At 70.6% G+C, this 13,022-nt stretch carries 13 protein-coding genes; 6 read left to right on the plus strand and 7 right to left on the minus strand.

Features of this window, described 5'->3' with window-relative positions; all coding sequences use genetic code 11:
* Window positions 1–43 precede the first annotated feature (43 nt).
* The 5 genes from minC (at window position 44) to ACSQ14_RS13875 (ending at window position 3,035) form a co-directional block, all read left to right on the plus strand.
* Window positions 44–742 carry a septum site-determining protein MinC gene (gene minC / locus ACSQ14_RS13855; protein WP_436013705.1) on the plus strand — a complete coding sequence of 233 codons (699 nt, stop codon included), beginning with the start codon at window positions 44–46 and terminating at the stop codon, window positions 740–742.
* Window positions 743–777: 35 nt separating this feature from the next.
* Window positions 778–1,596 carry a septum site-determining protein MinD gene (gene minD, locus ACSQ14_RS13860; protein WP_436013707.1) on the plus strand — a complete coding sequence of 273 codons (819 nt, stop codon included), beginning with the start codon at window positions 778–780 and terminating at the stop codon, window positions 1,594–1,596.
* On the plus strand, window positions 1,593–1,856 hold the full coding sequence (gene minE / locus ACSQ14_RS13865) for a cell division topological specificity factor MinE (RefSeq protein WP_436013709.1): 264 nt from the start codon (window positions 1,593–1,595) through the stop codon (window positions 1,854–1,856). The genes minD and minE overlap by 4 nt, the downstream gene beginning before the upstream one ends.
* Window positions 1,857–2,016: 160 nt before the next feature.
* The gene (gene cynS, locus ACSQ14_RS13870; protein ID WP_436013711.1) at window positions 2,017–2,508 is read left to right on the plus strand and encodes a cyanase; all 492 of its coding nucleotides are present in this window, start codon (window positions 2,017–2,019) and stop codon (window positions 2,506–2,508) included.
* A gap of 23 nt (window positions 2,509–2,531) precedes the next feature.
* Window positions 2,532–3,035, plus strand: coding sequence for an MEKHLA domain-containing protein (locus ACSQ14_RS13875; RefSeq protein WP_436013713.1), 504 nt, complete (start codon window positions 2,532–2,534; stop codon window positions 3,033–3,035).
* A 13-nt stretch (window positions 3,036–3,048) separates the two neighbouring features.
* On the opposite strand, the gene ACSQ14_RS13880 is transcribed toward ACSQ14_RS13875, so the two are convergent.
* Entirely contained in the window at window positions 3,049–4,272 is a 1,224-nt protein-coding gene (locus ACSQ14_RS13880; RefSeq protein WP_436013715.1) for a CaiB/BaiF CoA transferase family protein, read from the minus strand.
* 116 nt (window positions 4,273–4,388) lie between these two features.
* Complete coding sequence (locus ACSQ14_RS13885; RefSeq protein WP_436013717.1) at window positions 4,389–5,330, minus strand: SDR family NAD(P)-dependent oxidoreductase; 942 nt, start codon at window positions 5,328–5,330, stop codon at window positions 4,389–4,391.
* Window positions 5,331–5,526: 196 nt separating this feature from the next.
* Between ACSQ14_RS13885 and ACSQ14_RS13890 the strand changes: the two genes are divergently transcribed.
* On the plus strand, window positions 5,527–7,326 hold the full coding sequence (locus ACSQ14_RS13890; protein WP_436013719.1) for a DEAD/DEAH box helicase: 1,800 nt from the start codon (window positions 5,527–5,529) through the stop codon (window positions 7,324–7,326).
* 131 nt (window positions 7,327–7,457) lie between these two features.
* Here ACSQ14_RS13890 and lpxC read toward each other — a convergent pair whose 3' ends face one another.
* From lpxC to ftsA, 5 genes are all read right to left on the minus strand, one after another.
* A complete protein-coding gene (lpxC, locus tag ACSQ14_RS13895) occupies window positions 7,458–8,366 on the minus strand; it encodes a UDP-3-O-acyl-N-acetylglucosamine deacetylase (protein ID WP_436013721.1) in 909 nt (302 codons plus the stop codon).
* Window positions 8,367–8,646: 280 nt separating this feature from the next.
* On the minus strand, window positions 8,647–10,131 hold the full coding sequence (gene ftsZ, locus ACSQ14_RS13900) for a cell division protein FtsZ (protein WP_436013723.1): 1,485 nt from the start codon (window positions 10,129–10,131) through the stop codon (window positions 8,647–8,649).
* A 270-nt stretch (window positions 10,132–10,401) separates the two neighbouring features.
* Window positions 10,402–10,809, minus strand: coding sequence for a hypothetical protein (locus tag ACSQ14_RS13905; RefSeq protein WP_436013725.1), 408 nt, complete (start codon window positions 10,807–10,809; stop codon window positions 10,402–10,404).
* 4 nt (window positions 10,810–10,813) lie between these two features.
* Window positions 10,814–11,626, minus strand: a complete 813-nt coding sequence (locus ACSQ14_RS13910) for a TIGR02587 family membrane protein (protein ID WP_436013727.1) — start codon at window positions 11,624–11,626, stop codon at window positions 10,814–10,816.
* Between the two features lie 51 nt (window positions 11,627–11,677).
* Window positions 11,678–13,006, minus strand: a complete 1,329-nt coding sequence (ftsA, locus tag ACSQ14_RS13915; RefSeq protein ID WP_436013729.1) for a cell division protein FtsA — start codon at window positions 13,004–13,006, stop codon at window positions 11,678–11,680.
* Window positions 13,007–13,022: the final 16 nt, after the last annotated feature.

The following is a 13,022-nucleotide window of genomic DNA, read 5'->3' on the forward strand; positions in this document are numbered from 1 at the left end:
GAGAGCGCCGGCGCGCGGCCGAACGCTCGAGGATCAGGCGCCCATGCCGCAGCAGGCCGAGACCCCTTCCCCGCCCGGGATCCAGGTGCGCGGCCGCAGCTTCATGGCGCTGGCGCTGACCCCCGAGCCGCCGCTGGCGATCTGGTTCTCCGCCCTCGACGAGCACCTGCGCAACGCCCAGGGCCTGTTCACCGACCGCGCCGTGGTGGTCGACCTGACGCTCGCCGGGGCCGAGGGGCGCGAGGCGGTGCTGATCATGCTCGATGGCCTGGAGAGTCGCGGGCTGCGGGTGATCGGCCTAGAGGGCGCCCGCCCCGGCCTGCTCGACGGCACCCACTGGGCGCGGATGCCGACCCAGTTGCACGGACGCGAAGTCGCCGAGTTGCGCGCCTCGCCGAGCGCCAAGCAGGCCCCGACCTCGCTGGTCATCGAGGGTCCGGTGCGCTCCGGCCAGTCGGTCTTCTTCGAGGCCGGCGACGTGACGGTGATCGGCGCGGTGGCCTCCGGCGCGGAGGTGATCGCCGGCGGCTCGATCCACATCTACGGCGCGCTGCGCGGCCGGGCGATCGCCGGCCTGCGTCCCGGCGTCGACGCGCGGATCTTCTGCGCCCGGATGGAAGCCGAGATGGTCGGCGTCGACCGCCTCTACCGCACCGCCGAACACTGGGGCGCCAGCCTGCATGGCCGCAGCGTACAGATCCGCTCGGACCGCGGCGCGCTGCGCCTGTCGGCGCTCGATTGAATTTCCAAAATCCTCAGACGAGGGGAGTCTGACACATGTCCAAAGTGATGGTCGTTACGTCTGGCAAGGGAGGCGTGGGCAAGACCACGTCCTCCGCAGCCCTGGGCGCTGCGCTGGCCCAGGCGGGCCAGAACGTGGTGCTAGTCGATTTCGACGTCGGTCTGCGGAATCTCGACCTGATCCTAGGCGCCGAGCGTCGGGTGGTGTTCGACTTGGTCAACGTCATCCAGGGCGACGCCAAGCTGCCGCAGGCGCTGATCCGCGACAAGCGGCTGGAAACCCTGCACCTGCTGCCCGCCTCGCAGACCCGCGACAAGGACGCGCTGACCGACGAGGGCGTCGAACGGGTGATCGGCGAACTGCGCCAGCGGTTCGACTGGATCGTCTGCGACAGCCCGGCCGGCATCGAGAAGGGCGCGACGCTAGCCATGCGCCACGCCGACGTGGCGGTGGTGGTGACCAACCCTGAGGTCTCGTCGGTGCGCGACAGCGACCGGATCATCGGCATGCTGGATTCCAAGACCGTCCGCGCCGAGGCCGGCGAGCCGATGGAAAAGCACCTGCTGCTCACCCGCTACGACGTCGCGCGCGCCGCCCGCGGCGAGATGATGAAGGTCGAGGACGTGCTGGAGATCCTGGCCATCCCGCTGCTCGGCGTGGTGCCGGAAAGCCCGGACGTGCTGACCGCCTCGAACCTCGGTTCGCCGGTGACCCTGCACAACCCGGCCGCGCCGGCGGCGCGGGCCTACGCCACGGCGGTGCGCCGACTGATGGGCGAGGACGTTCGCGAGGAAGAGGCCCCCAGGCGCGGCGGCCTGATCAGCCGGCTGTTCGGCCGCAGGGTCGCGGCATGAACCTGCTCAGCCTGTTCAACCGCAACCGCACCACCGCGCCCGTGGCGCGCGATCGGCTGCAGGTGCTGCTGGCGCACGAGCGGGCGCTGGACGGCCGCGCCGACCTCGCCGCCGTGCTCCAGCAGGAGATCATGGAGGTGATCGCCCGGCACATCCCGATCGACCGCGACAAGGTCATGGTCAAGCTCGAGCGCGGCCGCCACGTCTCGACCCTGGCGATCGACGTCGAGATGCCGGACGTGGCGCTGGCGCGCGACTGAACGCCCATCGGTTGAGCGCCGCGCGCATGCGGCGCCTCAGCTTCAGGCGCCGCAGCTTCGCCGACCACGCCTGACGCGTGCGGCTTGGCCGCGGCGCCGGCGGCTCTCCTAGGCTTCGACCCGCCCGTCCGACGGGCGAGTGGTAACGCCAGGAGAGTTCATGAAGCGCGCCGACCTCACCGAGAAGATCCTCGACATCAAGCGCGAGCGCGGCTGGAGCTGGCGCTACATCTGCGCCGAGATCGGCGGCATGTCGCCGGTGCTGCTGGTCGGCGCCCTGCTCGGGCAGATGAAGCTGGTGAAGCCGCTGGCGCGCCGCGCGGCCGAGCTGTTCGGCCTCTCGGAGGCCGAGGCCGCCATGCTCAACGAGGTCCCCTATCGCGGGACCGGCACGCCGATGCCGCCGACCGATCCGCTGATCTACCGCTTCTACGAGATGGTGATGGTCAACGGCCCGGCCTGGAAGGCGCTGATCGAGGAGGAGTTCGGCGACGGCATCATGTCGGCGATCGACTTCGAGTTCGATTTCGAGCGCGAGCCGAACCCCAAGGGCGACCGGGTGCGGATCACCATGTCTGGCAAGTTCCTGCCGTACAAATACTACGGCAATGAGCAGGGCGTGCCCGACTACGGCTTCAAGGAGATCGATTAGCGTCGGGAGACGAAGGCGGCGGCTTGCTGTATCCGCCGGTCATGGCCGGGACGCACGAGCACGCCGCCGACGCCGCCGCGGAGCGCCGCCTGAGCGCCAGCGCGGGCACGCGCCTGGAACTGATCATGCAGAGCTTCCAGCGCCTCACCGGCCGTCCGCTGCTGCCTGAGGGCCGCGCGGACGCGCTCTGGGCCGCGCCCTTCGTCGTGCTGGCGCACGGGACCGAGCCCGATCCGGTGTTCTTCTACGGCAATCGAGCGGCGCTGGCGCTGTTCGAGGTCACGGCGGAGCAGTTGCTGGCCATGCCGTCGCGGCTCTCGGCCGAGGCCCCCGACCGCACCGAACGCGCGCGGCTGCTCGACGAGGTCGCCCGGCACGGCTTCATCGCCGACTACGCCGGCATCCGGGTGTCGCGGACCGGCCGACGGTTCCGCATCGAGCAGGCCACGGTCTGGAACCTGCTCGATCCGGCCGGCGCGCGCCACGGCCAGGCCGCGGCGTTCTCGGAGTGGAGCCGGCTGGACTAGACGGGTTGGCCGCTCAGGCGATCGCGCCCGCCGCCTTCAGCCCCTCGATCTGCTCCCACTCCAGTCCCATCTCCATCAGGAAGGTCTCGGTGTGCTCCGAAGCCTGCGGCGCGCGGGTGGTCTTGACCGGCTCGTGGTTGAACTGCACCGGCCCACGGACGACCTTGAACGGGCGGCCGTCGCTGCCCTCGACCTCGACGATCATGTCGTTGGCCAGCGCCTGCTCGTCGGTGGTCAGGTCTAGCAGGCTCTGGATCGGCGCCCACTGCCCCTTCAGCGTCTTCAGGTGGTGGCGCCAGTATTCGAAGGTCTGCTTGCCGATGGCCTCGGCGATCAGGTCGCTGGCGGCCTGCGAGTTCTCGATCAGCTTGTGGACGGTCTCGAACCGTGGGTCGGTCGCCGCCTCGGGCAGGCCGAAGTGCACGAAGGCGTCGGCGATCAGGCCGGTCGGGCTCGGCATGCACAGGTTGATCCAGCCGTTGTCCGAGGTCCGGAAATTGCCCATCAGCGGGTTCTTCGCCGAGCCGCCGGAGGTCGGCATGGTGTTGCGCACCAGGACCCCGGTCTCCATGCCCTGGGCGAGGTTGGCGCCGGACGCCCACCAGGCGCTCGACAGCAGGGAGACGTCGACCTCGATCGCCTCGCCGGTGCGCTCGCGATGCAGCAGGGCCGCGGAGATGCCGCCGGCGATGTTCATCGCGCCGATCGAGTCGCCGAAGGCCGGCATGCCGGGGCCGAGCGGGCCGTCCAGCTCCGGCGGGCTCATCGCGTAGCCGACACCGCTGCGCGACCAGAAGGCGGTGCCGTCAAAGCCGCCGACCTCGCGCTCCGGCCCCTTGTCGCCGTAGGCGCTGCCGCGGGCGTAGATGATATTGGGGTTGGCGGCGCGGATGTGCTCGACGTCGAACTTGTTCTTCTGGCGGTGCTGCGGAAGGTAGTTGGTCAGGAAGACGTCGGCGGTCTTGGCCATCTCGTAGAGCAGCGCCTGGCCCTCCGGCGTCGAAACGTCGATGCCGACGCTGCGCTTGCCGCGGTTGGGATGCTCGATCAGCGGATGGCGGTCGGGGTCGCAGGCGACGCCGCCCATGTTGAGAAAGCCGCGCTGGGTGTCGCCGCGCACCGGGTGCTCGACCTTGATGACGTCGGCGCCCCAGTCGGCGAGAATCCCGCCGGCCGCCGGCACAAAGGTGAACTGGGCCACTTCCAGGATCCGGAAGCCCTTCATCACCGCAACCATAGTCACCTCCCGCCGTCTCGTTTTCGAAGCTCGACGTCACGCTAGTCGAGCCTGCGCCGGTCCGGGAACGCCATCCGCCCCGCCGGCGCCATCAATCGCCGCCGCGATCCGCCCGGTTAGGCGGAGAACTGCTCGCCGACCATCGCCTCGCTCTTGGCCCACAGCGCCTGGGCTCGCTCGGGGTCGAGCGCATAGGGCTGCACGCCGCCGCGGACCGTGGGGTCATTGCTGATTTCCGCCACGTGGCAGTCCTCGCAATAGTGGCCGCCCACCGCGTCGCCCGCGGCCACGACGCCGGCCCAGACCGACGTCGCCGCGCCCTGCGGGATGGTCTTCCAGACGAAACCCGGCCGGTCGGTGGTCGCCTTCGCCATCTCCGCCGGATCGACGTGACGGCCGAGCTCGGTCTGGATGACGCCGGGATGCACCGCCGTGGCGCGGACGCCGCGCCCGCGGTGGCGGCGGTCGAACTCCACCGCGAAGAGGATGTTGGCGGTCTTCGATCGGCCGTAGCCGAGAAACTCGACATAGGGCGTGTGCTCGAAGTTCGGATCATCGAGATCGACGTCGGCGAACCGGTGTCCGGCCGAGGACAGGCTCACCAGCCGCGCCCCCGCCGGCATCAGGCCGGCGATCCGGTTGACCAGCACGAAATGGCCGAGGTGGTTGGTGCCGAACTGGGTCTCGAAGCCGTCCGTGGTGTGGCCGAACGGCGTCGCCATGACCCCGGCGTTGGCGATCACCACGTCGAACGGCCGGCCGTCGGCCAGCAGGCCGTCGGCGCACCGCCGCACGCTGGCCAGCGAAGCCAGGTCGAGCTCCACCAGCGACAGCCCGCCGCCGTTCGCGGCCTCGGCGCGCACCAGCCCGGTCGCCACCTCCGCCTTGGCCAGGTCGCGCGCCGCGCCCACCACCTGCGCGCCGTGGGCGGCCAAGGCCCGCGCCGTCTCCACCCCCAGGCCCGCCGAGACGCCGGTCACCAGGATGCGTTTGCCGCGAAGGTCGACGCCGTCCAGCACGTCTTCGGTCGTGGTCTCGGGCCCGAACGTCTTGGTCATGGCGACCTCCCTCTGGTCTCTAAGCTCGGCCTTATGTGGGGCCGTTACAGGCGGGCGCCATGCGCTCCGCCATCAAAGATCGGCCGTTGTTCGCGCAAACGCCATGTCTCATTCACATGCATGCTGGGACAAAGCCTGCTAACGGCTGCACGCTCACGCCCTCGGCCAGTCGCCGATCGGGCGCACGAGGATATTGATGCCGTTTCCCAACACCCATCCCGCGCTGGCTCACGCGCTCGCCGCGCAGGGTTATGAAGAGCCGACGCCCGTCCAGGCCGCCATCCTGGAGGCGCCCGCCGGCGCGGATCTCCTGGTTTCGGCGCAGACCGGCTCCGGCAAGACCGTGGCCTTCGGGCTCGCCGCCGCGAGCGAACTGCTGGGCGAGGCGCCGCGGTTCGCCCAGGCCGGCCCTCCGCTCGGCCTGATCATCGCCCCCACCCGCGAGCTGGCGCTGCAGGTCAGCCGCGAGCTCGGCTGGCTCTACGCCGAAGCCGGAGCCCACGTCGTCACCTGCGTCGGCGGCATGGACGCGCGGCGCGAGCAGCGGGCGCTGGCCTCCGGCTGCCACCTGGTAGTCGGCACCCCCGGCCGCCTGCGCGACCACCTGGAGCGCGGCAACCTCGACCTCTCAGCGCTGAAGGTCGTGGTGCTCGACGAGGCCGACGAGATGCTCGACCTCGGCTTCCGCGAGGACCTCGAGGAGATCCTCGACGCGACCCCGGTCGAGCGGCGCACCCTGCTGTTCTCCGCCACCATCGCCCGCGACATCGCCACCCTGGCCCGTCGCTACCAGCGCGAGGCGGTGCGCATCGACACCGTCCGCCGCGACGAGCCGCACCGCGACATCGAATACCGCGCGGTCCGCGTCGCGCCGAACGAGCTCGAGCACGCGGTTGTCAATGTGCTGCGCTATTTCGAGCCGCCGAGCGCGCTGATCTTCTGCGCCACCCGTGAGGCGGTGCGCCACCTCTACGGCTCGCTGCGCGAGCGCGGGTTCGGCGTCGTCGCCCTGTCCGGCGAGCTGAGCCAGAAGGAGCGCTCCGACGCGCTGCAGGCGCTGCGCGACGGCCATGCCCGGGCCTGCGTCGCGACCGACGTGGCGGCGCGCGGCCTCGACCTGCCGGCGCTGGACCTGGTGATCCACGCCGAGCTGCCGCAGAACAAGGCCGCCCTGCTGCACCGCAGCGGCCGGACCGGCCGCGCCGGGCGCAAGGGCGTCTCGGTGCTGCTGGTGCCCTACACCCGCCAGCGCAAGGCCGAGCAGCTGCTGGGCTCCGCCCAGGTGCAGGCGATCTGGTCCGGTCCGCCGCTCGCCGAGGAGATCCGCGAGCGCGACCAGCAGCGGCTGCTGGAGAACCCGCTGCTGCAGGAAGCGCCGTCGGATGAGGACCTGGCGCTCGGCAAGAAGCTGCTCGAAGGCACTGCGCCCGAGGTGGTCGCCGCGGCCCTGGTTCGGCTCTACCGCTCGCGCCTGCCCGATCCCGAGGACCTGTTCGACGACGGCCGGGGCGCCGCACCGCCGGCCCCGCGCCACCTGAACATCGATCGCAATCTGGAACGCGCCCCGCGCGAGCCGCGCCATGCGCTGGAGACCGGGGCCGGCACCGGCGCCTGGTTCCAGATGCCGGTCGGCCGCCAGGACAACGCCGACCCGAAGTGGCTGGTGCCGCTGATCTGCCGGCTCGGCCATGTCACCAAGAAGGACATCGGCGAGATCCGCATCTTCGACGGCGAGACCAAGTTCGAGATCGCCCTGGCCGCGGAAGAGCGCTTCCGCGAGGCCGTGCGCAACGCCGCCGACGGCGACGTGCCGATCACCCCGGCCGGTGCGCCGGCCCCGCGGTCGTCAGGTCCGAAGGGCGCAGGCCCCAGGGGCCCCGGCCCGCGCGGCCCCGGCAAGGGCCGGCCGCCTGGCAAGGGCGGGCCTCCGGCCGGCAAGGGCGGACCGCCGCGCCGAGGCGGGCCGCCGCCGCGTGGCAAGCCGCCGAAGCGCTGACGCTTTCCTCCCCCTCGCGAGAGGGGGAGGCGACCGCCTCCGGCGGCGCCGTTGTCATGGAAAAGTCTAGGTAGCGAGAAGCCTGGAGCAGCGGCGAGCGCTCCACGCGGCTCGCCCCTCCCCTGCGTGCGTCAGACCGCTTCGGCGATCTCTTCGGCGAAGGTCCGCAGGCGCCAGGCGTCCGGACGCGCGAGCAGCGCGCGAACCAGCTGGTTGTTCAGGCCGTGGCCGGCCAGCACGCCCTCGAAACGGCCGAGGATCGGCGCGCCGAGCACGTAGAGGTCGCCGATCGCGTCCAGCGCCTTGTGGCGCACGAACTCGTCCGGGCGGCGGAGGCCCTCCGGGTTGATCACCCCGTCGCCCTCGATCACCACCGCGTTCTCCAGGCTGCCGCCCCGCGCCAGGCCCAGCGCGCGCAGCGCCTCGACCTCGTGCACGAAGCCGAAGGTGCGGCAGTCGGCGATCTCGCGGCGGAAGGTGAACTCGTCCATCGCCATGTCGATCACCTGGCGGCCGATCACCTGCGTCGGGAAGCGGATCTCGAACGCGACTTCGAAGCGATGCGCCGGCTTCAACGCGGCGCGCTTGTCGCCGTCGCGGACTTCGACGGTCTCGCGGATCTCGATGAATCGGCGGGCGGCCGCCTGCGGCCGGCGGCCGGCGCGGTCGATGATGCGCACGAACGGCTCGGCCGAGCCGTCCATGATCGGCATCTCGGGACCGTCGAGCTCGACCACCGCATTGTCGATCCCCAGCATCACCAGGGCGGCCATCAGGTGTTCGATGGTCGAGACGGTGACCCCGTCAGCATTGCTGATCACCGTGCCGAGTTGGGTCTTGCAGACCGCCTTGCCGGTGACGGGAATGCGGTTGTCGCGGCCGGTCACGTCGGTTCGGACAAAGACAATGCCGGCGTCCACGGGCGCCGGGTGAACGGACGCGCGAGTATAAGCGCCCGTATGCACGCCCACCCCGGCGAAGACCGCCGGCGTACGCAAGGTGTGCTGGAACGCTCCGTGCTGAAATCCGTCTGCAGCCACGCTGCTACCTTCCCAAACAACTGATCCGGCCCGAAGACGCGGCCGGAAAACGTCCCAGTAGCTGTGTAGAAGCGTTGCCGCGCTGCAGCAAAACAACTGCTGTTTCGCTATGTTTCGCTTCGGGACAGTTAAGACCTCGTTCACCGATGCGGGGAACTGAGCCTACGCACGCCGCTTCGCAAGGCGGGTGCGGCGAAACGCCAAAGGCGAACGCCGGGGTTCCGACGTTCGCCTTTGTCGCAGGCGGCCTAAGCGCCGCCCAGGATCGGGTCGCGAGTGCTTAGTTCGCCAGACGGCGGAGGAAGGACGGGATCTCCAGGTCCTCGCCGACGTCCGGCTCGGGCGCGATCGCCGGGGTCTCGACCGGCAGGGCGCCGCCGCGGACCGCGCTGGCGCGCGGGCCGGGCGCGGGCGCCTGGGCCGGGGCCTGCTCGTAGCGCGGGCGGCCGCCGAACAGGCTGAGGAACCCGCCGCGCGGACGGCGCTGCTCATAGGCCGGCTCGGCGAACAGCGGCTCGTCCTCGTCGGTCAGCTCTTCCACCGCCGGATCGACGATGCGGGTGACGGTCGGCGCGGCTTGGGCCGCGACCGGAGCCGGCTGGCCGTAGAGGTCGGGCTGGTCGTCCTCGTGGGCGAGGATCGGCTGGCGGGCGACCGGGGCCGGCTCGTAGGCGGCGGCGACCGGTTGCGGCGCCGGAGCCGCGGCGGCCTCGGCGGCGGCGCGGGTCAGGTCGGCGCGCAGCGGCTGGGCGGCGGTGTTGGCGCGGCGTTCGACCTTCGGCTCGATGGCGGCGATCGAGGCGCCGTCCATGCCGGTGGCGACCACCGACACGCGGATCATGCCGTCCAGGCTCGGGTCGAAGGCGGCGCCGAAGATGATGTTGGCTTCGGCGTCGACCTGTTCGGCGATGGCGTTGGCCGCTTCGTCGACTTCCAGCAGGGTCATGTCGAGGCCGCCGGTGACGTTGACCAGCACCGCCTTGGCGCCCTTCAGCGAGACTTCGTCCAGCAGCGGGTTCTGGATCGCGTTCTGGGCGGCCATCAGCGCGCGGTCGTCGCCGGTCGCTTCGCCGGTGCCCATCATCGCCTTGCCCATCTCGGTCATGACCGTGCGGACGTCAGCGAAGTCGAGGTTGATCAGGCCCGGCAGGACCATAAGGTCGGTGATCGAGCGGACGCCGGAGTGCAAGACCTGGTCGGCCATGCCGAACGCTTCGGCGAAGGTCGTCCGCTCGTTGGCGACGCGGAACAGGTTCTGGTTCGGGATGATGATCAAGGTGTCGACGTAGCGCTGCAGCTCGTTGATGCCGGCGTCAGCCAGGCGCATCCGGTGACGGCCTTCGAAGTGGAAGGGCTTGGTCACCACGCCGACCGTCAGGATGCCGCGCTCGCGGGCGCACTTGGCGATGATCGGGGCCGCGCCGGTGCCGGTGCCGCCGCCCATGCCGGCGGTGATGAACACCATGTGCGAGCCGTCGAGATGCTCGCCGATCTCGGCGACCGACTCTTCGGCCGCGGTCATGCCGACTTCCGGATGGGCGCCCGCGCCCAGGCCCTGAGTCGCCAGCACGCCCAGCTGGATGCGGCGCTCAGTCTTGGCGAACTGCAGCTGCTGCGCGTCGGTGTTGGCGACGACGAATTCGACGCCTTCCAGGCCGGCTTCGATCATGTTGTTGACCGCGTTGCCGCCAGCGCCGCCGACGCCGAAGACGACGATCCGCGGCTTCAATTCCGTAGCCCGCGGCGCTGTAAGAGAAATAGCCATGGGACCCCTGCGTCCTTCTTAGAATACCGAACCCGGCGCTCCGCGACCCGCCCGCGAACGCCCTTCTTAAGGATGGGTTTACTAGGCGACCGACACCCTTAATCGAAGGTTAAGGGCATAGCCTGAGTCGGAGCCGTATCGACCCGGATCCGCCCGGAAAGTGCGGTTTCCTGTTAAGGACTCAGGCAACTGTGACCGGGTGTCTCGGTTAAGCCGCGAAGAGGCGCCGAAGCCTCCTCGAAATCGTCTCAAACCGGCCGAGTCGGGCCTTCACGGCTCCTCGTACCCTTCCGGCGAAACGCTCAGCCGCAGGCCCCTTGGATCGCGCTGGAAGATCAGCCCGCCACGGACCTCGCCGCCGCCTGGAACGTAGGTGAAGCTCAGCCGGCGTTCCTCGACGACCCGTCCGCCCTGCTCCAGCGTCCCCCGGACTTCGACCGCGGCCGCCGTGGTGTTGCTCGCGTTGCGCACAACCACCGGCACGACGAAGCCGCCGCCGCTCGGCTTCGCCGCCTCGGTGGCGACGCTCAGGGCCGGCGGACCATTGCGCGCCGACAGGCCCTCGCCGACGAGGTAGACGAGCAGGCTCACGGTGAGCAGCAGCCCCAGCGCCGCCGCGATCCATTCCAGGATCGGCGTGCGCTGCAGGAGACCCGGACGCTTCACAGTCCTGGCCATGGCCTCACACCACCAGCCGGGCGAGCGCCGCCCCCAGGGCGGCAGGGAAACCCAGCACGGCGGCGGACAGCACCGTGTCGCTCAGGCCACCGTCGAGCCGCCCGAAGGTCCACAGCACGTAGAGGCTGACGAGCAGGGCCAGGCCGTACCCCGCCAGGGTGAAATGCAGGAAGGCCATCAGCGGACGTTCGTGTTCTTCCTGGCCCGCGAACCCGACAGTGAAGACGAGCGCGTGCAGCACCAGCAGCGAAAGACCGACCAGGGCGATCGCGTGCCAGGGCGTCATCTTGAAGCCGATCAGGATCATCTCCTCGGTCGGCGCGGTGTTGAAGGCGAGGAACAGCGCGCCGGCCGCCATCAGGAACAGCTGGCCGAGATAACCCGCCCGATCCTCCTTCTCCGCGCCGCCCTCTCGCCGCTGCAGCTGCTTGTTGGCGAGCACCGCGCCCATGCTGGCCGGCGCGGCTTGAATCGCCACCATGCCGACCACCTCGCGCACGCTGAGACCGGCATGGATGAGGCCGAACAACAGCAGCAGCAGGGCCGAGACGACGCAGCCCACGAGCATGGCCGCCAAGCTGTCCAGCGCGTCGTCGAAGATGTCGGTGTCGTCACGGAAGCCGGCGAAACGGCTCAGGCCGAACACGACCAGGACGGTAACGCCGAGGAACAGCGCCAGTCGATGGCGCTCGATGTAGAAGCCGAGCTCCCACATCTCCATCGTCATCAGCAACGGAAATCCGAAGATCAGCGCCCCGGCGCAGGCTCTCGCCAGTCCTAGCGCATAGTCTCCTTCACGAGAGCGCGCGACATCCATCGCCGCCTGAACGCGCGAAGGCGAAGCTTCGCTCCCGCGGCGTGACTCCGCCTACAGATTCTCCCGCAGCCAGGCCGCGGCCTTGGCGACCGGGTTGGCGCTGGCGTCGAGCGGTTCGCGGCGCAGCTTGGCCGAGACCAGCGCCTTGGTGGAGACCGCCTCGCGCGGACCGAAGGCGGCGCGGTGCAGGACCCCAGCCGCGGCGGTGAAGGCGGGGCCCGAGGCGGCGTCGGCCAGGTGCGGCACCCGGCGCGGACGGCCCAGGCGCACCGGACGGTCGAACACCCGCACAGCCACTTCGCGCACGCCGGCCAGCTGGCTGGCGCCGCCGGTCAGCACCAGGCCGGCGCCGGCTTCCATCGGCGCGCCAGAGGCTTTCAGCCGGTCGCGCAGCAGCTCCATCGTCTCTTCGACTCGCGGCGCGATGATCCCCTTGAGCAACGAGCGCGGCGCTTGCACCGGACCCGCGCCGGGGTCGTCGCCACGCGGCGGCGCCTCGATGATCTCGCGATCCTCGTTGGCCGAGGCGATGGCCGAGCCGTGCAGGGTCTTGATGCGCTCGGCGCCGGCGACCGAGGTCGAGAGCCCGCGGGCGATGTCCTGAGTCACGTGCTGGCCGCCGACCGGGATCGTTTCGACGTGCACCAGCGAACCGGCGTTGAACACCGCCGCCGAGGTCGAGCCGCCGCCCATGTCGATGCAGACCGAACCCAGGTCCATCTCGTCTTCTTCCAGCGCCGCGAGCGCCGAAACAAACGGAGCCGCGACCACGCCTTCGAACTGCAGGTGGGCGCGCTCGATACAGGCGCCCAGCGTCTGGTAGACGGCCTCGGAGACCGAGACGACCAGCAGCTCGACGCCGAGCACGCGGCCGAACATGGCGCGCGGGTCGCGCACCCCGCCCTGCCCGTCCACCGCCCAGGCGATCGGCAGAATGTGAGCGGCGCGGCGGCCCGGCAGCTTGATCTGCGACAGGGCGTGCTGGATGCAGCGGACTAGGTCGTTGTCGCAGATCGGACGCGCGCCCAGCGAGACGCGGCCGCCTACCCGGGCCGAGCTCAGCTGGCCGCCAGCGGTGGCGACGGTGACGCCCTGGACGTTGACGCCAGCGACGTTCTCGGCGCGCTCGACGGCCTGGGCGATGGCCTCGGAGGCCTCGTCAAGGTTGATGATCGCCCCGCCGCGCACGCCGCGCGACTGGACGTAGCCGACCCCGGCCGTGGTCAGGGTGCGGTCGCCGCGGCGCACGCCGTCCGGCTTCATGATGAAGCACGTGACCTTCGACGCGCCCAGGTCGACGGCGGCGACCACGGGCGGACGGGACAGGGCCGCTTTGAGCCCGTCCTTCTTGTCTTCGGTGCGAGGGGCGATCTTCAGCATCTCAGGCTTTCTTGCC

Origin of the sequence: Phenylobacterium sp. LjRoot219 (assembly GCF_964252995.1) — a bacterium.
In the GTDB taxonomy this organism is placed as follows: Bacteria; Pseudomonadota; Alphaproteobacteria; order Caulobacterales; family Caulobacteraceae; genus Phenylobacterium.

Coding starts and splice junctions, on each gene's coding strand:
- minC (WP_436013705.1), top strand. CDS start 44: ATGCCGCAGCAGGCCGAGACCCCTTCCCCGCCCGGGATCCAGGTGCGC.
- minD (WP_436013707.1), top strand. CDS start 778: ATGTCCAAAGTGATGGTCGTTACGTCTGGCAAGGGAGGCGTGGGCAAG.
- minE (WP_436013709.1), top strand. CDS start 1,593: ATGAACCTGCTCAGCCTGTTCAACCGCAACCGCACCACCGCGCCCGTG.
- cynS (WP_436013711.1), top strand. CDS start 2,017: ATGAAGCGCGCCGACCTCACCGAGAAGATCCTCGACATCAAGCGCGAG.
- ACSQ14_RS13880 (WP_436013715.1), bottom strand. CDS start 4,272: ATGGTTGCGGTGATGAAGGGCTTCCGGATCCTGGAAGTGGCCCAGTTC.
- ACSQ14_RS13885 (WP_436013717.1), bottom strand. CDS start 5,330: ATGACCAAGACGTTCGGGCCCGAGACCACGACCGAAGACGTGCTGGAC.
- ACSQ14_RS13890 (WP_436013719.1), top strand. CDS start 5,527: ATGCCGTTTCCCAACACCCATCCCGCGCTGGCTCACGCGCTCGCCGCG.
- ftsZ (WP_436013723.1), bottom strand. CDS start 10,131: ATGGCTATTTCTCTTACAGCGCCGCGGGCTACGGAATTGAAGCCGCGG.
- ACSQ14_RS13905 (WP_436013725.1), bottom strand. CDS start 10,809: ATGGCCAGGACTGTGAAGCGTCCGGGTCTCCTGCAGCGCACGCCGATC.
- ACSQ14_RS13910 (WP_436013727.1), bottom strand. CDS start 11,626: ATGGATGTCGCGCGCTCTCGTGAAGGAGACTATGCGCTAGGACTGGCG.
- ftsA (WP_436013729.1), bottom strand. CDS start 13,006: ATGCTGAAGATCGCCCCTCGCACCGAAGACAAGAAGGACGGGCTCAAA.